The 16,052-nt window shown below is 65.5% G+C and carries 12 protein-coding genes and 2 tRNA genes; 4 read left to right on the plus strand and 10 right to left on the minus strand.

Translation table 11 applies throughout. The features are described from left to right. Positions 1 to 34: 34 nt before the first annotated feature. Positions 35 to 748, minus strand: coding sequence for an ABC transporter ATP-binding protein (locus CFB40_RS10575; protein WP_089431194.1), 714 nt, complete (start codon positions 746 to 748; stop codon positions 35 to 37). Between CFB40_RS10575 and CFB40_RS10580 the strand changes: the two genes are divergently transcribed. After that, positions 747 to 1,421 (plus strand): arylesterase, encoded by a 675-nt coding sequence (locus CFB40_RS10580; protein ID WP_089425623.1) that lies wholly within the window; start codon positions 747 to 749, stop codon positions 1,419 to 1,421. The two genes, CFB40_RS10575 and CFB40_RS10580, sit on opposite strands and share 2 nt — an antisense overlap. A 70-nt stretch (positions 1,422 to 1,491) precedes the next feature. Here CFB40_RS10580 and CFB40_RS10585 read toward each other — a convergent pair whose 3' ends face one another. The 7 genes from CFB40_RS10585 to tig all read right to left on the minus strand — a co-directional run bounded on the left by CFB40_RS10585 (position 1,492) and on the right by tig (position 10,261). Continuing rightward, the gene (locus CFB40_RS10585) at positions 1,492 to 3,426 is read right to left on the minus strand and encodes a SurA N-terminal domain-containing protein (protein ID WP_089431195.1); all 1,935 of its coding nucleotides are present in this window, start codon (positions 3,424 to 3,426) and stop codon (positions 1,492 to 1,494) included. Positions 3,427 to 3,682: 256 nt separating this feature from the next. Further along, positions 3,683 to 3,759, minus strand: a tRNA-Asp gene (locus CFB40_RS10590). Positions 3,760 to 3,782: 23 nt separating this feature from the next. Further along, positions 3,783 to 3,858: transfer RNA gene (locus CFB40_RS10595), tRNA-Val, on the minus strand. Between the two features lie 204 nt (positions 3,859 to 4,062). Beyond that, the gene (gene lon / locus CFB40_RS10600) at positions 4,063 to 6,486 is read right to left on the minus strand and encodes an endopeptidase La (RefSeq protein ID WP_011352361.1); all 2,424 of its coding nucleotides are present in this window, start codon (positions 6,484 to 6,486) and stop codon (positions 4,063 to 4,065) included. Between the two features lie 199 nt (positions 6,487 to 6,685). Next, entirely contained in the window at positions 6,686 to 7,957 is a 1,272-nt protein-coding gene (clpX, locus tag CFB40_RS10605) for an ATP-dependent Clp protease ATP-binding subunit ClpX (protein WP_006489345.1), read from the minus strand. Between the two features lie 163 nt (positions 7,958 to 8,120). Next, positions 8,121 to 8,774, minus strand: a complete 654-nt coding sequence (gene clpP / locus CFB40_RS10610; RefSeq protein ID WP_010092137.1) for an ATP-dependent Clp endopeptidase proteolytic subunit ClpP — start codon at positions 8,772 to 8,774, stop codon at positions 8,121 to 8,123. 140 nt (positions 8,775 to 8,914) lie between these two features. Beyond that, positions 8,915 to 10,261, minus strand: a complete 1,347-nt coding sequence (tig, locus tag CFB40_RS10615; RefSeq protein ID WP_089425625.1) for a trigger factor — start codon at positions 10,259 to 10,261, stop codon at positions 8,915 to 8,917. A 388-nt stretch (positions 10,262 to 10,649) separates the two neighbouring features. On the opposite strand from tig, the gene CFB40_RS10620 reads away from it, so the two are divergent. Continuing rightward, positions 10,650 to 11,795, plus strand: coding sequence for a glycerate kinase (locus CFB40_RS10620; RefSeq protein ID WP_089431196.1), 1,146 nt, complete (start codon positions 10,650 to 10,652; stop codon positions 11,793 to 11,795). A 62-nt stretch (positions 11,796 to 11,857) separates the two neighbouring features. Beyond that, complete coding sequence (locus CFB40_RS10625; RefSeq protein WP_089431197.1) at positions 11,858 to 12,307, plus strand: MarR family winged helix-turn-helix transcriptional regulator; 450 nt, start codon at positions 11,858 to 11,860, stop codon at positions 12,305 to 12,307. A gap of 133 nt (positions 12,308 to 12,440) precedes the next feature. Here the strand turns inward: CFB40_RS10625 and CFB40_RS10630 are convergent, their stop codons facing one another. Beyond that, positions 12,441 to 13,439, minus strand: coding sequence for a 2-dehydropantoate 2-reductase (locus CFB40_RS10630; protein ID WP_089431198.1), 999 nt, complete (start codon positions 13,437 to 13,439; stop codon positions 12,441 to 12,443). Between the two features lie 109 nt (positions 13,440 to 13,548). After that, positions 13,549 to 14,694, minus strand: coding sequence for a helix-turn-helix transcriptional regulator (locus tag CFB40_RS10635; protein WP_089431199.1), 1,146 nt, complete (start codon positions 14,692 to 14,694; stop codon positions 13,549 to 13,551). Positions 14,695 to 14,996: 302 nt separating this feature from the next. Here CFB40_RS10635 and CFB40_RS10645 point away from each other — a divergent pair, with 302 nt between their 5' ends. After that, positions 14,997 to 16,043, plus strand: a complete 1,047-nt coding sequence (locus CFB40_RS10645) for a porin (protein ID WP_089431201.1) — start codon at positions 14,997 to 14,999, stop codon at positions 16,041 to 16,043. The last annotated feature ends 9 nt before the right edge of the window (positions 16,044 to 16,052 follow it).

Genomic DNA, 16,052 nt, shown 5'->3' on the forward strand with positions numbered 1-16,052 from the left:
CGCGCAGCCCTGCTTGCGCGGCCGGCCGCTCAATTCAGGTGCCGCGCTGCTCCGCGTGCGGCTCGACGATGCGTCCGGCGTCGATCGTCACGGTCGTCGCACAGCGGCGTGCAAGTTCGACATCGTGCGTGACGAGCACGAGCGTGGCGCCGTGCGTGCGGTTCAGTTCGAACATCAGGTCGATGACCGCATGGCCGGTGGCCGCATCGAGGCTGCCGGTCGGCTCGTCGGCGAACAGGATCGCCGGGCGCGTGACGAATGCGCGTGCAAGCGCGACACGCTGCTGCTCGCCCCCGGACAATAGCTTCGGATAATGCGCGGTACGCTCGCCGAGACCGACCTGCACGAGCAGCGCCTGGGCACGATCGGCTGCTTCACGTGCGCTGATGCCTCCCTGCAGCTCGAGCGGCAGCATGACGTTCTCGAGCGCCGTCAGGTGCGGCATCAACTGGAACGACTGGAACACGAAGCCGACTGCGCCGTTGCGCAGCGCCGCGCGCGCATCCTCGTCGAGCTGGTCGAGCGCACGACCGAGCAGGCGAACCGTGCCGCTCGTCGCGCTGTCCAACCCTGCAAGCAGGCCAAGCAGCGTCGATTTACCCGACCCCGACGCGCCGACGATCGCGAGGCTGCTGCCCGGCTGCACGGCGAACGTGATGCCGTCGAGGATCGTCAGCTCGCCCGTTGCATCGGCGACCCGCTTGCATACGTCATGGACTTCGATGATCGGATCGGTAATCTTGAACATGGACACGACATTTCGCTGGAAAAGACGCGCGGCGGTCGCCGCGCTGCTGGGCACCCTGCTCGCTGCCACCGTGCCGGCGCGCGCCGCAACGACGCCGGCGGCGACATCAGGCCAGCCCGTGATCGTCGTGCTCGGCGACAGCCTGTCGGCCGAATACGGGCTGCCGCGCGACACCGGCTGGGTGGCATTGCTGCGGCAACGGCTCACGACCGAGCGAATCGATTATAGCGTCGCGAACGCCAGCGTCAGCGGCGACACCACGAGCGGCGGCCGCGCGCGGCTGCCCGCGGTGCTGCAACGGCTCAAGCCGTCGATCGTCGTCGTCGAGCTCGGGTCCAACGATGCGCTGCGCGGCGTGCCGCTCGCCACGACCGAGCAGAACCTGCGCGACATCATCGCAGGCGCACGACAGGCGCGGGCGAAGGTCGTGCTGGTCGGCATGTATGTGCCACCCAATTACGGCCCCGACTACACGCAGAAGTTCCACGCCGTCTATACGCGGCTGTCGAAGGATCTCGGCGTGCCGCTCGTGCCGTTCCTGCTGGCCGGCATCGAGAACAAGCCGGAGTTGTTCCAGGCCGACCAGATGCACCCTGCACAACAGGCGCAAGGCATTCTTCTCGACAACGTCTGGCCTGCGCTGAAGCCGCTGCTCGGCAAGCCGCGCGGCTGACGCTGCCGCCCCGCCGGAAAACAAAAAGCCCCGCATGAAGCGGGGCTTTTTGTTGCGTGCGAAACGACGCTCAGTTGTCGCCGTCCTGCGACTGGCTGGCCGTCGTACCGTACAGCTTCACCTTCGAGCGGTCACGCAGCGCAGCAAGATACGCTTCGCCTTCGCTCTGCGCGTCGACCTGCGCCATCTGCTGCTGCGCGGCGGCCAGTTGCTGCGGATCGACCGCCGAACCCGGGATCACCGCGCTCACGCGGTAGATCGCGTAGCCGTCCGCGCCGAGATCGACACCGACGTACGCCGGCAGCGTCTTCGCATCGACCTTGTACACGGCGCTCAGTGCAGCCGGCGTCAGGCCCTGTGACTGCGTGCGCGACACCTTCTGCGCGGCCGCGAACCCGTCGACCGATTTCGACTTCTGCAGTTCGGCAAGCTTCGCCGCGCCGTCCTTCTTCGCGAGTTCGGCAGCCTGTTCGGCCACGACCTTCTGGCGCACGACGTCCTTGATCGCGTCGAGCGCGGGCACGGCGGCCGGCTTGTAGTCGGTCACGCGCGCCGAGATCAGCGTGTTGTTGCCGACGTCGATCGCCTGCGTGTTGTTCTGGCTCTTCACCGAGTCGTTGGCGAACACGGCGGCCAGGAACTTCGGATTGTTCAACGGGCTCGTCGGCGGCAGCTGCGGATTCGGCGTCGGCGTGACGGTGGCCGTCTGGATCGTCAGCTTGTACTTGTCCGCGGCCGGCTGCAGCGTCTTCGCCTTTTCGTAGACGGTGGACGTGAAACCTTCCGCGTTGTCCGTGAACGCCTTCGATGCGTACTGCTGCTTGAGGTCGACTGCGATCTGGTCCTTCACGTCGGCGAACGGCTTGACGGCGGCCGGCTTCACTTCCGTTGCCTTCAGGATGTGGAAGCCGAGATCCGACTGCACGACACCGCTCACGTCGCCCTGCTTGAGCGCGAACGCGGCATCGTCGAACGCCTTGCCGCCCGCCGTCGAGCCACGCGTAATGAAGCCGAGGTCGCCGCCCTTCGCGGCAGACGGTGCGTCCTGCGAGCTCTTCTGCGCGACCTGCGCGAACTGGTCCGGATGCGCCTTCACGTCGGCCAGCAGCTGCTCGGCCTTCGTCTTCGCTGCAGCCTTGTCGGCCGCGCTTGCGCTGCCCGGCGCGGCGATGAAGATGTGGCTCACGCGCACCTGCGCTTCGGTGCGGAAGTGCGTCGGGTTATCGTCGTAGAACTTCTTGATGTCCGCCTCGGTCGGCTGCGCGCTCGCGGCCGCTGCGGCAGGCGAATACACGAGGTACTGGATCGTCGCGGTCTCCGGCGTCGCGAAGCTCTGCTTGTGCGCGTCATAGTACGCGGCGAGCTGCGCATCGGTCGGCTGGACCTTCGCGGCGAAGTCGCTCGTCTTCAGCACGAGCGCCTGCACTTCGCGCTGCTGCGCGGCGAGTTCGGACAGGCGTTGCGCGAGGCTCTTCGGCGTGAATGCGCTCGACACGATGCTGGCCGGAATCTGTTGCAGAGCGAGGCTGTAGCGCACGCGCTCCTGATACTGCTCGGGCGTCATCCCCTGGAACGACAGCAATTGCGCATAGCGCTCGACATCGATCGAACCGTCGGGCTTCTTCAGCGACGCAATCATCGGGTCGCTCATCAGCGCGTCGCGCACGGCGTTGTCGGATGCGGTCAGGTGCAGACGTTGGGTCTCGTCGGCCAGCACGCGTTGCTGGATCAGGCCGTCGAGCACCTGCTTGCGGTGCTCGGGCGTATCGAACATCTTGACGTCGAACTGCCCGCCGAGCGCCTGACGCGCCTGGTCGATCTGCTGACGGAACGCGCCGTCGAATTCGACCCGCGTGATCTTGTGCCCGTTGACTGCCGCGACGTTCGCGCTGTCGTCGAAGAAGCCGCGGAAGCCTTGGATCCCGACGAAACCCAGCCCCGGCAACACGATCAGGAGCAGGAGCGCCATCATCAGGCGCTGGTGATTACGGAAGAAATCGAGCATGCGTGACCGGAAAATTGGACAAAACGTCCGATATTACAACATACGGGGTGGGACGGGAGAAAAGCAGACGTAGCGTCCGCGAGTACGGCGCGGCAAACAGGCGCACAAAACGAAAGTGCCCGCACTCGGCGGGCACTTTCGTTTGTCTGGCGGAGCGGACGGGACTCGCCTGCATCGTGCAGGCCGCGGCTGCGCTTGCAGGCGCTGCCCTAAACGCAAATGAAAAAGCCCGCACAAGGCGGGCTTCTTCATTTTCTGGCGGAGCGGACGGGACTCGAACCCGCGACCCCCGGCGTGACAGGCCGGTATTCTAACCGACTGAACTACCGCTCCTTGGTCTGGCTGAATCAGGAAACTGGTGGGTGCTGAGGGGTTCGAACCCCCGACCTACGCCTTGTAAGGGCGCCGCTCTACCAGCTGAGCTAAGCACCCGTTTCCGATTCGTTCTGGCTGCGATCTGCGTTTCGGCATCAACAACCAGCGAGCCCGCAAGTTTAATTCATCCCCGATCATTTTGCAAAGCCCTGACGCGAATTTTTTAAACGTTCGCGCACACGATTCGGCTACGCATAAAAAAACCCGCGGCCATGCCGCGGGTTTCGTGAACAACCGTCAGGAACGACGATGTCCCGATGCTTAGTGCTTGACGAATTCCGTCGAGCCGGCATCCTTCGCCGCATCGGCGACCGGTGCCGCCGCCTTCGCCTCTTCTTCCGGCGGCAGCGGGGTCGGCGAACGCTCGAGCGCGAGTTCCAGCACCTTGTCGATCCAGCGGACCGGCACGATCTCGATCGCGTTCTTCACGTTGTCCGGAATCTCGGCGAGATCCTTCACGTTCTCTTCCGGGATCAGCACGAGCTTGATGCCACCGCGATGCGCGGCGAGCAGCTTCTCCTTCAGACCACCGATCGGCAGGACTTCACCACGCAGCGTGATTTCGCCCGTCATCGCGACATCGGCACGCACGGGGATACCCGTCAGCACCGACACCAGCGCGGTCGTCATCGCACCACCCGCGGACGGACCGTCCTTCGGCGTCGCGCCTTCCGGCACGTGGATGTGGATGTCCTGCTTCTCGAACGCTTCGTCCTTGATGCCGAGACGACGCGAGCGCGAGCGCACGACCGAACGTGCCGCCTCGACCGACTCCTTCATCACGTCGCCGAGCGAACCCGTACGGATCACGTTGCCCTTGCCCGGCATCACCGCGGCTTCGATCGTCAGCAGATCGCCACCGACTTCCGTCCACGCGAGGCCCGTCACCTGACCGACCTGGTTTTCCTTCGCCGCGAGGCCGAAGTCGTACTTGCGTACGCCGAGGAACGTATCGAGGTTTTCGCCGTCGACCTTGATCGCGCCCGATGCCTTCTTCAGCAGCAGCATCTTCACGACCTTGCGGCAGATCTTCGACACTTCCCGCTCGAGCGAACGCACACCGGCTTCACGCGTGTAGTAGCGGATGATGTCGCGGATCGCCTGCTCGGTGACCTCGATCTCGCCTTCCTTCAGCCCGTTGTTCTTCTTCTGCTTCGGCAGCAGGTAACGCTGGGCGATGCTGACCTTCTCGTCTTCCGTGTAACCCGACAGACGGATCACTTCCATCCGGTCGAGCAGCGGCGGCGGGATGTTCAGCGAGTTCGACGTCGCGACGAACATCACGTCCGACAGGTCGAAGTCGACTTCGATGTAGTGGTCGGCGAACGTGTGGTTCTGTTCCGGATCGAGCACTTCGAGCAGCGCCGACGACGGATCGCCGCGGAAATCCATGCCCATCTTGTCGACTTCGTCGAGCAGGAAGAGCGGATTGCGCACGCCGACCTTCGTGAGGCTCTGCAGGATCTTGCCCGGCATCGAACCGATGTACGTACGGCGGTGACCACGGATCTCGGCTTCGTCACGCACGCCGCCGAGCGCCATCCGGACGAACTTGCGGTTCGTCGCGCGGGCGATCGACTGGCCGAGCGAGGTCTTGCCGACGCCCGGGGGCCCGACGAGGCACAGGATCGGCGCCTTCACCTTGTCGACGCGCTGTTGGACCGCGAGATACTCGAGGATGCGTTCCTTCACCTTCTCGAGGCCGAAGTGATCCTCGTCGAGCACCTGCTCGGCGTTCGACAGGTCGTTGTTGACCTTGCTCTTCTTGCGCCACGGCAGGCCGATCAGCGTGTCGATGTAGTTGCGCACGACGGTGGCTTCCGCCGACATCGGCGACATCAGCTTCAGCTTCTTCAGCTCGGCGTCGGCCTTCTTCTTCGCTTCCTTCGGCATGCGCGCGGCGTTGATGCGCTTCTCGAGTTCCTCGAGATCCGCGCCCTCTTCGCCTTCGCCCAGTTCCTTCTGGATCGCCTTGACCTGTTCGTTCAGGTAGTACTCGCGCTGGCTCTTTTCCATCTGGCGCTTCACGCGCCCGCGGATGCGCTTTTCGACCTGCAGGATGTCGATCTCGGCTTCGAGCTGCGCGAGCAGGTGCTCGAGGCGCTCGATGACCGGGAACATCTCGAGGATGTGCTGCTTCTGGTCGAGCTTCAGCGGCAGGCGCTCGGCGATCATGTCGGCGAGGCGGCCCGCTTCGTCGATGCCCGACAGCGACGTGAGAATCTCCGGCGGGATCTTCTTGTTCAGCTTCACGTACTGGTCGAACTGCGACACGATCGCGCGGCGCAGCGCTTCCGTTTCAGCGCTGTCGGCGTGATCGGGTTCGAGCGGCATCACTTCGCAGGAGAATTGCGTTTCCTGCTCTTCGATCGACAACGCCTTCGCGCGCTGCAGGCCCTCGACGAGCACCTTCACGGTGCCGTCCGGCAGCTTCAGCATCTGCAGGATGTTGGCGATACAACCGACCTCGTACATGTCCTTTTCGGTCGGTTCGTCCTTGGCCGCGGTTTTCTGGGCGACGAGCATGATGTGCTTGCCGCCTTCCATCGCTGCTTCGAGGGCCTTGATCGATTTCGGCCGGCCCACGAAGAGCGGAATCACCATGTGCGGGAAAACGACGACATCCCGCAGCGGCAGCAGCGGGAGCGTGATGCGTTCCGGCGGGAGAAGTTGGGTGCCTGACATTTCATTTCCCCATGAGTGGAATCAATTGTTCGGTAATTGAGGCCGCCACAACGAATTGCAAGCCTTCAAGTGCGGGAAATATTCGGTAAGAAAGTAACCACCGCGTGTCGAGTCAGAGTTACCCACAAGATAAACGAAAAAAAGCCGCCCACGGTCTCATGAACGGCCTTTTTCGCAGAACATCGTCTCGGCAAGCCGGTCAGTTCGAACCCGCCACCTTCGGCGTGTCCTCGTAGATCAGCAAAGGCTTGCCGTCGCCATCGATGACGTTCTCGTCGATGATGACCTTGCTGACCCCTTTCATCGTCGGCAGCTCGTACATCACGTCGAGCAATGCCTGTTCGATGATCGAACGCAAACCGCGCGCGCCGGTCTTGCGGCGGATCGCCTTGCGGGCGACTGCCTGCAGTGCGCCCGGCCGGATCTCCAGCTCGACGCGCTCCATCGCGAACAGCTTGTGATACTGCTTGACGAGCGCATTCTTCGGTTCGACCAGGATCTTCATCAGCGCGGCTTCATCGAGCTTGCCGAGCGTCGCGACCACCGGCAGGCGGCCGATCAATTCGGGGATCAGACCGAATTTGATCAGGTCTTCCGGTTCCGTTTCGCGCAGCACTTCGCCCGCGTCGCGTTCCTGCTTGCTCTTGACCGTCGCGCCGAAGCCGATGCCGGTTTTCTCGGTACGGTCGGTAATCACCTTTTCGAGGCCGTCGAATGCACCGCCGCAAATGAACAGGATGTTGGTCGTGTCGACCTGGATGAAATCCTGGTTCGGGTGCTTGCGGCCGCCCTGCGGCGGCACCGATGCCATCGTGCCCTCGACGAGCTTCAGCAGCGCCTGCTGGACACCCTCGCCCGACACGTCGCGCGTGATCGACGGGTTGTCCGACTTGCGGCTGATCTTGTCGATTTCGTCGATGTAGACGATCCCGCGCTGGGCCTTGTCGACCTCGTAGTTGCAGTTCTGCAACAGCTTCTGGATGATGTTCTCGACGTCCTCGCCGACGTAGCCGGCTTCGGTCAGCGTCGTCGCATCGGCGATCACGAACGGCACGTTGAGCAACCGCGCGAGCGTCTGCGCGAGCAGCGTCTTGCCGGAGCCCGTCGGGCCGATCAGCAGGATGTTGCTCTTCGACAGCTCGACGTCGTCCTTCTTGTCGAGATGCTTCAGGCGCTTGTAGTGGTTGTACACGGCCACCGCGAGGATCTTCTTCGCGCGCTCCTGGCCGATCACGTACTGATCGAGGATGTCGCGAATTTCCTGCGGGCTCGGGAGATCCGACCGGGACAGGCTGGCCTCGACGCCGGCGGCAGCCGCCTCGTCGCGAATGATTTCGTTGCAGAGGTCGATGCATTCATCGCAGATGAACACCGACGGGCCCGCGATGAGTTTTTTCACCTCATGCTGGCTCTTTCCGCAAAACGAGCAATACAACAGCTTCTCGCTGTTCGAACCTTTTTTGTCCGCCATGAATGTAGAGCCTCCGGACAGGTAAATGACATGATACGCCGATTGCTCCGGACGCCGCGCCTAGGGCGCGACCGGAGCCGGCTGGATGCGCTTGCCGCAGATGCTCAGGGCACTCGGGACGTTTGAGGGCGCCGCCCGAATCGGGGCGGCACCCCGTTTAAGCTCACGGGCGCTTCAACAGCACCTGATCGATCAGCCCGTACGCCTTCGCGTCCTCGCTCGACATGAAGTTATCACGGTCGGTGTCGCGCGCGATGCGCTCGACGTCCTGGCCCGTGTGCTGCGCGAGCAACTGGTTCAGCCGCTCCTTCAGGTAGAGGATTTCGCGTGCCTGGATCTCGATGTCGGATGCCTGGCCGCGTGCGCCGCCGAGCGGCTGGTGAATCATCACGCGCGAATTCGGCAGCGCGAAACGCTTGCCCTTCGCACCCGACGCGAGCAGGAACGCACCCATGCTGGCCGCAAGGCCCATGCACAGCGTCGACACGTCCGGCTTGATGAACTGCATCGTGTCGTAGATCGCCATGCCGGCCGACACCGACCCGCCCGGGCTGTTGATGTACAGGCTGATGTCCTTGTCGGGATTCTCGCTCTCGAGGAACAGCAATTGCGCGACCACGAGGTTGGCGGTCTGGTCGTTCACTTCGCCGACCATGAACACCAGGCGCTCCTTCAGGAGACGCGAGTAGATATCGTACGAACGCTCGCCGCGGCCGCTCGTTTCGACGACGATCGGCACCAGCCCCAGCGCTTGCGCCTCGAAACCCTGCGGCGCGTTCGAAGCAAGCATGTCCAGCAATTCAGCGCGAGTGATCATTCAATGAACCTTGTTCGAATGGAAAATTGAACGGAAGGAAGCCGCCCGCTCAATCGCCATATTAATGGCAACCGTGCGCTTGACGTAAAAACGGCGTGCGGGCCGTCGCTCCGACAGCCGGCACGCCGCTAGAGCAACACTTACGCTTGCGCCGACGCGCTCGCGAGTGCTTCGAAGCTCACTTCCTTGTCCGTCACCTTCGCCTTGCCCAGCACGAAATCGACGACGTTGCTTTCAACGACGAACGCTTCCATCTCGGCGAGGCGCTGCTGGTTCGAATAATACCAGCGGACCACTTCCTTCGGGTCTTCGTAGCTCTTCGCGAACTCGTCGACTTCCGCGCGGATCTGTTCCGGCTTCGCTTCGAGGCCGTTCGACTTCACGAGCTCGGCCAGCACGAGGCCCAGCTTCACGCGGCGTTCTGCCTGCTCGGTGAACATCTCGGCCGGGATCGGTGCGTCCTTCGCGTTCGGCACGCCACGCTGCGCCAGATCCTGGCGAGCCATTTCGACGAGGCGTTGCTGATCCTGCTCGATCAGCGCCTTCGGCACGTCGAGTTCGGAAATCTTCAGCAGCGCGTCCATCACCTGGTTCTTGACGATCGACTGCGTGCGACGCTTCGCTTCGCGCTCGAGGTTTTCCTTGATCTCGGCACGCATCTTCGTGAGGTCGCCGTCTTCGATGCCGAGCGACTTCGCGAATTCAGCGTCGATTTCCGGCAGGTGCGGCCACTCGATCTTCTTCATCGTGACCGTGAACTGCGCCGTCTTGCCCGCGACGTCCTTGCCGTGGTAGTCCTCCGGGAACGCCAGGTCGAACGTGCGCGATTCGCCGACCTTCAGGCCCAGCGCTGCGGTTTCGAATTCCGGCAGCATGCGGCCTTCGCCGAGCACGAACGGGAAATCTTCAGCCGTGCCGCCCTGGAACGCGACGTCGTCGATCTTGCCGACGAAGTCGACCGTCACGCGGTCGCCGTCCTTCGCTGCGGTGTCCGCGCCGCCGTCGCCGTGCTCGCCGGCTTCGCCACGTGCGTGGAAGTGCACGCGCTGCTTGCGCAGGATGTCCAGCGTGCGGTCGATTTCGGCGTCGCCGATCGACGTCGTCGAGCGCTCGACTTCAGCCGTCGCCAGATCGCCGATCTTGACTTCCGGGTAGACCTCGAACGTCGCGTCGAACGCGTATGCACCTTCAGCCTGCTCCTGCTTCGGCTCGAAGCTCGGCTGGCCAGCGACGCGCAGGTTTTCCGCGCGGCTGATCGTGAAGAATTCCTGGCCGATCTTGTCGCTCAGCACTTCCGCCTCGACCTGACCCGCGTACTGTTGCGCGACCATCTTCACCGGCACCTTGCCCGGGCGGAAACCCGGCATGCGCACGGTCTTCGCGAGTTTCTGGATACGGGCGTCGATTTCCTTCTGCACGGTGTCTTTCGGCAGGGAAATCGTCACGCGGCGTTCAAGCTTGCCGAGGTTCTCAACAACGTTAGCCATGGCTTCAATCGTCCTAAAATTATTCGAGCGAATCGGGTTTTCCTTGCCGTGCCTGCCTGCGGCGTGATGTGTGTCACATCCACTCGCCGCGCCGGAGCGCCACGCCATCCCTGCACGCGCCGGATGGCTAGCGCAAGCGGCTCGGAGCACGGCTTTGGCCGGAAGAATCGACTATTCTAGCAAACAATTTTCATCACACCGCCAGATCGGCGCGACACGCATGCGTCCGCGCCGCGTCAACCGCCCTTTGCACGGCAATGCAAGCGGATCGCCGCTATGCCGAACGCCGTATCCACCACGGGCCCGCCATCCTGTAAGCTCCAATTGAAGGGTCGCCGCCGTCGCGGCCCCGCCATTCTTCACACCAATCACGCCTTCCGGAGACACCATGCCGCAACACCCGTCCGCGCCTGTCGTCGTCATCGCGCCCGATTCGTTCAAAGGCTCGCTTTCCGCCGAGCAGGTCGCGGACGCGATCGCCACCGGCATCCGCCGGGCCCGGCCCGACGCCGTCGTGCGCTGCTGCCCGATGGCCGACGGCGGCGAAGGCACGCTCGACGCGATGCTGGCAGGCGGCGGCACGCGGCGCGCACTGCGGGTGGCCGGCGCGTCGCTCGCGGCACGCGATGCGGCGGTCGGCGTGATCGACGCGCGCACCGCGATCGTCGAGACGGCGGAGATCGTCGGCATTACGGATCCGGTCGGCATGAGCGTGCCGGTCGACGCGCGCAGCACGCGCGGGATGGGCGAGGCGATCCGCACGCTGCTCGACGAAGGCGTGCGCCGCTTCTTCGTCGCGCTCGGCGGCAGCAGCACCAACGACGCGGGCGCCGGGCTGCTCGCAGGCCTCGGCCTGCAGTGCTTCGACGCGGCCGGCCAGCCGGTCGAGCCCGTGCCGTCGCGGCTCGCCGATATCGCACGCATCGACGCGTCGGGGCTCGACCCGCGGCTGAAGGAAACGGAATTCATCGGCATGTCCGACGTCGACAACCCGCTGACGGGCGCGCACGGCGCGACCGCCGTGTTCGGCCCGCAAAAGGGCGTGACGCCCGGGCACGTTGCGACCCTCGACGCCGCCCTCGCCCGCTTCGCCGACCTCCTCGAAGCCGCCCTCGACCGTCGCAGCCGCGACCTGCCGGGGGCCGGCGCGGCAGGCGGCCTCGGTTTCGCGCTGCACATGCTCGGCGCGCAGTTCGAAGCGGGCGCCGAAGTGGTCGCGCGGCAGGTCGGCCTCGATGCGGCGCTCACCGGCGCCGACTGGCTGATCACCGGCGAAGGCCGCTCGGACGTGCAGACGCTGCATGGCAAGGCGCCGTTCATCGCGTGCCGCCACGCGCAGGCCGCCGGCGTGCCGGCGTCGCTGCTGTCGGGGGCGGTCGACCCGGCGGCGCTGCCGCGCCTGTCCGAACATTTTTCCGGCTGCTTCTCGCCGGCTCCCGGGCCGATCACGCTCGACGTCGCGATCCGCGACGCGGCCAATCTGCTCGCGAACGAAGCGGAGCAATTGACACGCCTGAAGTACGGCGCACACTGACCGTTGACCCGAGCGCGCGATACAGGAACAATCGGGCCCGCCCTTTTTCTTCAGGATTCGACATGAAAGGCCGTCAAGCCGGGCTCGATCAGTTTCTGACCTATCGCCTCCACGCGCTCACGAAGCAATCCGACCGCGGGATCGGCGAGGTGTACCGGCACAAGCTCGACATCTCGCTGCCCGAGGCGCGCGTGATCGCCGCCGTCGGCGCCTTCGGCCCATTCTCGATCATGGATCTCGCACGCCACACCAACCTCGACAAGAGCCAGGCGAGCCGGGCAGCCGAGGCGCTGCTGCGCCAGGGGCTGCTCGAGCGCAGCGCAAGCGAGGAGGATGGCCGGATCGTGCTGATCGCGCTGACCGCCGACGGCCGCGCGCTGCATCGCAAGATCATGCCGATCGTGCGCAAGTGGAACGACGGCTTGCTTGCGTGCCTGTCCGACAGCGAACGCCAGACGTTCGAACGGCTGCTCGACAAGGTCGTCGCGCACGCGACCGAGCGGGACGACTGAGCCGCAACACGGGCACGGCGCCCGCAGTATTGATCCGACGAATTTGACGGGCCGCCCCGGTCGCCTCACCGGCGACGCGGGCGGCCCGCTTTGCGTCATGCGGCGCGTCGCGCATGCAGCGGCCCCGCCCGCGCTACAGCCCGCTGTTCGCCGCGCGCTGGCGCAGCAGCCCGAGCACCGCGTCGCAATACGGGGTCGGCACGCCGAGCTTGCGCCCGAGTTCAGGGAACACGCCGAGGATCGGCCCGATCTCGAGCGCACGCCCCGCTTCGAAATCCTGCAGCATCGACGTCTTGAACGCGCCGAGCTTGCGCGTGACCGCGATCCGCTCGGGCCCGCTCATGCCCGTCGACAGACCGAGCCTCGCGCCGATCGCCGCCGCCTCCTCCATCATCCGCAGCGCGAGATCCTGCGTGAACGGATCATCGAGCAGCTGCTCGGCCGTCGAGCCCGTCAGCGCGCTCAGTGGATTCATGTTCATGTTGCCCCACAGCTTCGTCCAGATCTCGGTCCGGATCGCGGGCGTCGACTCGACGTCGAAACCGCCCGCGGCGAGCGCCGCGGCGAACCGGGCCGTGGCGACGTCAAGCCGCGGATCGGGCGCACCGACGATCAGCCGGTTGCCGCGCCCACGGCGCACGATGCCCGGCGCGTCGGTACTCGACGACAGGTGCACGACGCAACCGATCGCCTGCGCCGGCGGCAACGCCGCCGACACCGCGCCGGCCGGATCGACCGCATCGAGCGACACGCCGTCGAGCGCCCCTTCGAGCCCGTGCGTGAACCACCACGGCAGGCCGTTCATCGCCGCGACGATCACGGTGTCCGGCCCGACCAGCGGCGCGATGCGCGCGGCCAGCGCCGGCAACGCCTGCGCCTTCAGGGCGATCACCACGTAGTCCTGGACCCCGAGCGCGGCCGCATCGTCGCTCGCCCGCACCGGAACCGACGCTGTCTCGCCCGCCTCGTCGATCACACGCACGCCGTGCGCATTCAGCGCATCGAGCGTCGCGCCACGCGCATACGCGCTCACGGTCATGCCGGCCCGCGACAGCGCGGCCGCGAGCAACCCGCCGATCGCGCCGACCCCGACCACCGCCGCGCGCACCGACCCTGAATTCGTGTCGTTCATGATGGAATTCCGTCTCCTGGGAGCTGACGAGCATAACGCTCAATAGTTGCGGGCACAACCATTCGCGTGACCGCATGCAACGTGCGGCGGTCGTGCGACTCAGCGCAATTCAGCGCGACTCGCCACCGGCTTCCACCGGCTCGTCGTCGGCCGCACTGCCCGTTGCGCCGAGCACGCCGGCGATCTGGCTCTTGTCGTGCATGCCGAGCTTGCGGTACGCGCAGCGCAGGTAGTGGCGCACGGTCGTCGGCGAAATCGCCATCTGTTGCGCGACTTCCTTGTGCGAGCGCCCTGCGCCGTAATAGCGGATCGCCGCGAGCTCGCGCGGGCTCAGCCGGTCGAGCAGCGAGCGCGGCCGCGCCTCGATCTGGAACAGGCCCGCAACCGGCACGCACTGGATTCGCAGCGCATCGCCGACGAACGGCTGGCCCGACTGGCGCCGCAAATGCGCGACGAGCGGCTCCGGCACGCGCGCACCGGCCCATGCCGGCCATTCGGTGCGCAGCACGTCGTCGAAACCGTGATCGGCATGGTGAAGCACGCCGAAGTTGTCGCACAGTGCACGCGCCGCCGGCACGACCGTTTCGCCGCGTTCGCGCGTGAGTTGCGCGGCGCGATTGATCGTCAGCGCCGCCGCGAGATGCGGAATCACTTCCTCGAAGCGGCGTGCATCGTCATCGCTGAACGGGCGATTCAGGCCCTGGCGGTAGATCGACATGAACGTCGTCAGGCCGAACCGGCGATCGAGCGTGCACACGCACATCAGTTGTGCGAGCCCGTACTTCACGCACCAGTCGCGAAACCGGGCATCGAGCCCCGGTTCTACGACCGACAGCCGCACCGCATGGCCATGCGCGCCGCGCAGCGTGCGGTGCGCGAGCGGGTCGCAATCGCGCACGCGCTTCCAGTCGCTGAAGAATGCGTGCGGCAGACGGTACAGGAAGCTGTTGTGCATCACCGGGCCGGTCGGCACGTGAGTCGCGACGCCCGTCCATGCGGCGTCGAACGGGACGAGCGCCTGCAGCAGCGAAAAGAAGCGGTATTCGAATTCGCCGATGCCGGACCGTGCGGCAACCGCGTACAGGTCGAGCAGCATCAGCCCGAGTTCGCGCTGCGATGCATCACCGTGCGTGACACCGTCGAAATCGGCGCGCCGGGACGGCAGCGGCGGCCAGGCGAAGTCGTCGAGCACGATGGCGGCCGGCACGTCGCGCAGCGCATCGAGATCCTGCCCGAAATCCGTCGTGATCCTCACCTTCCGCTCCCCTGCCCGTTCGGGCTGCTGATGTGCGCAACGACACCGATCGATTATAGCGATCGGCTTTTTTGACGGGCCACGGTGCCGGAACGGGCGCCAGCCCCATCCATTTGAACGGTGCACGGCACGTTGCTGCTCCGCAGCACGCCGCGCGACGGCACCGCGCCGCTTGTGTGTCGCGCACCACGGGTTTTCCACACCGTTCATCTGTACGACTGTTCGAAGGTTTTCCCGCTGCGGACACTGCGTCGCGACGACACCAACGACAAACCGATGCAGGACGGTATGGAGAACCCCACGTGACGAAACCCCGCTTCATCCGCACGGCCGCGGCCGTCGCGACGCTTGCCGCGTGCAGCGCTGCCGCGCACGCGCAGTCGAGTCTCACGCTGTACGGCGCGCTCGACGCCGGCGTGCAATACCTGACGCATGCCGACGGGCGCCACTCGGCCGTTCAACTGCAGAACTACGGCATCCTGCCTTCGCAGATCGGGCTGAAGGGTCACGAGGATCTCGGCGGCGGCTGGCGTGCGCTGTTCAAGCTCGAACAGGGCCTCAACCTCAACGACGGCACCGCGACCGTGCCCGGCTATGCCTTCTTCCGCGGTGCGTACGTCGGCCTCGCGGGGCCCGTCGGCACCGTCACGCTCGGCCGGCAGTTCAGCGTGCTGTTCGACAAGACGCTGTTCTACGACCCGCTCTGGTATGCGTCGTACAGCGGCCAGGGCGTCATCGTGCCGATGACCGCGAACTTCATCGATCACTCGGTCAAGTACCAGTCGCCGACGTTCGCCGGCTTCGACGTGGAGGCGCTTGCCGCGACGTCCGGCGTCGCCGGCAATACGCGCGCCGGACGCGTGCTCGAACTCGGCGGCCAGTTCACGAGCAACGGCCTGTCGGTCAGCGCGGTACTGCATCAGGCACATGGCGAGGTTTCGGCGGCCGACGACACGTCGGCGCGCCGCCGCGAGCTCGGCACGCTCGCCGCGCGCTATGCGTTCGCCACACTGCCGCTCACCGTCTATGCGGGCGTCGAACGCCTGACCGGCGATCTCGACGCGGCACGCACGATCGTCTGGGGCGGTGCGCGCTACCAGATGTCGAGCGAGATCGGCCTGAACGCGGGCGTCTACCACACCGACTCGCGCACGCCGGCAATCGGCCACCCGACGCTGTTCATCGCGAGCACCACGTATGCGCTGTCGAAACGCACCGTCGCCTACGTGAACCTCGGCTACGCACGCAACAGCGGCCAGAGTTCGCAGACCGTCTACGAATACGACCCGACGCCGCTCGCCGGCGCATCGCAGTTCGGCGCGATGGTCGGCATGTACCACCTGTTCTGATCCCCACAC

Origin of the sequence: Burkholderia sp. AU31652 (assembly GCF_002223155.1) — a bacterium.
In the GTDB taxonomy this organism is placed as follows: Bacteria; Pseudomonadota; Gammaproteobacteria; order Burkholderiales; family Burkholderiaceae; genus Burkholderia.

Bases quoted from the DNA above. Each gene is read 5' to 3' on its own strand.
- CFB40_RS10580 (WP_089425623.1), top strand. From the start codon at position 747: ATGGACACGACATTTCGCTGGAAAAGACGCGCGGCGGTCGCCGCGCTG.
- CFB40_RS10575 (WP_089431194.1), bottom strand. From the start codon at position 748: ATGTTCAAGATTACCGATCCGATCATCGAAGTCCATGACGTATGCAAG.
- CFB40_RS10585 (WP_089431195.1), bottom strand. From the start codon at position 3,426: ATGCTCGATTTCTTCCGTAATCACCAGCGCCTGATGATGGCGCTCCTG.
- lon (WP_011352361.1), bottom strand. From the start codon at position 6,486: ATGTCAGGCACCCAACTTCTCCCGCCGGAACGCATCACGCTCCCGCTG.
- clpX (WP_006489345.1), bottom strand. From the start codon at position 7,957: ATGGCGGACAAAAAAGGTTCGAACAGCGAGAAGCTGTTGTATTGCTCG.
- clpP (WP_010092137.1), bottom strand. From the start codon at position 8,774: ATGATCACTCGCGCTGAATTGCTGGACATGCTTGCTTCGAACGCGCCG.
- tig (WP_089425625.1), bottom strand. From the start codon at position 10,261: ATGGCTAACGTTGTTGAGAACCTCGGCAAGCTTGAACGCCGCGTGACG.
- CFB40_RS10620 (WP_089431196.1), top strand. From the start codon at position 10,650: ATGCCGCAACACCCGTCCGCGCCTGTCGTCGTCATCGCGCCCGATTCG.
- CFB40_RS10625 (WP_089431197.1), top strand. From the start codon at position 11,858: ATGAAAGGCCGTCAAGCCGGGCTCGATCAGTTTCTGACCTATCGCCTC.
- CFB40_RS10630 (WP_089431198.1), bottom strand. From the start codon at position 13,439: ATGAACGACACGAATTCAGGGTCGGTGCGCGCGGCGGTGGTCGGGGTC.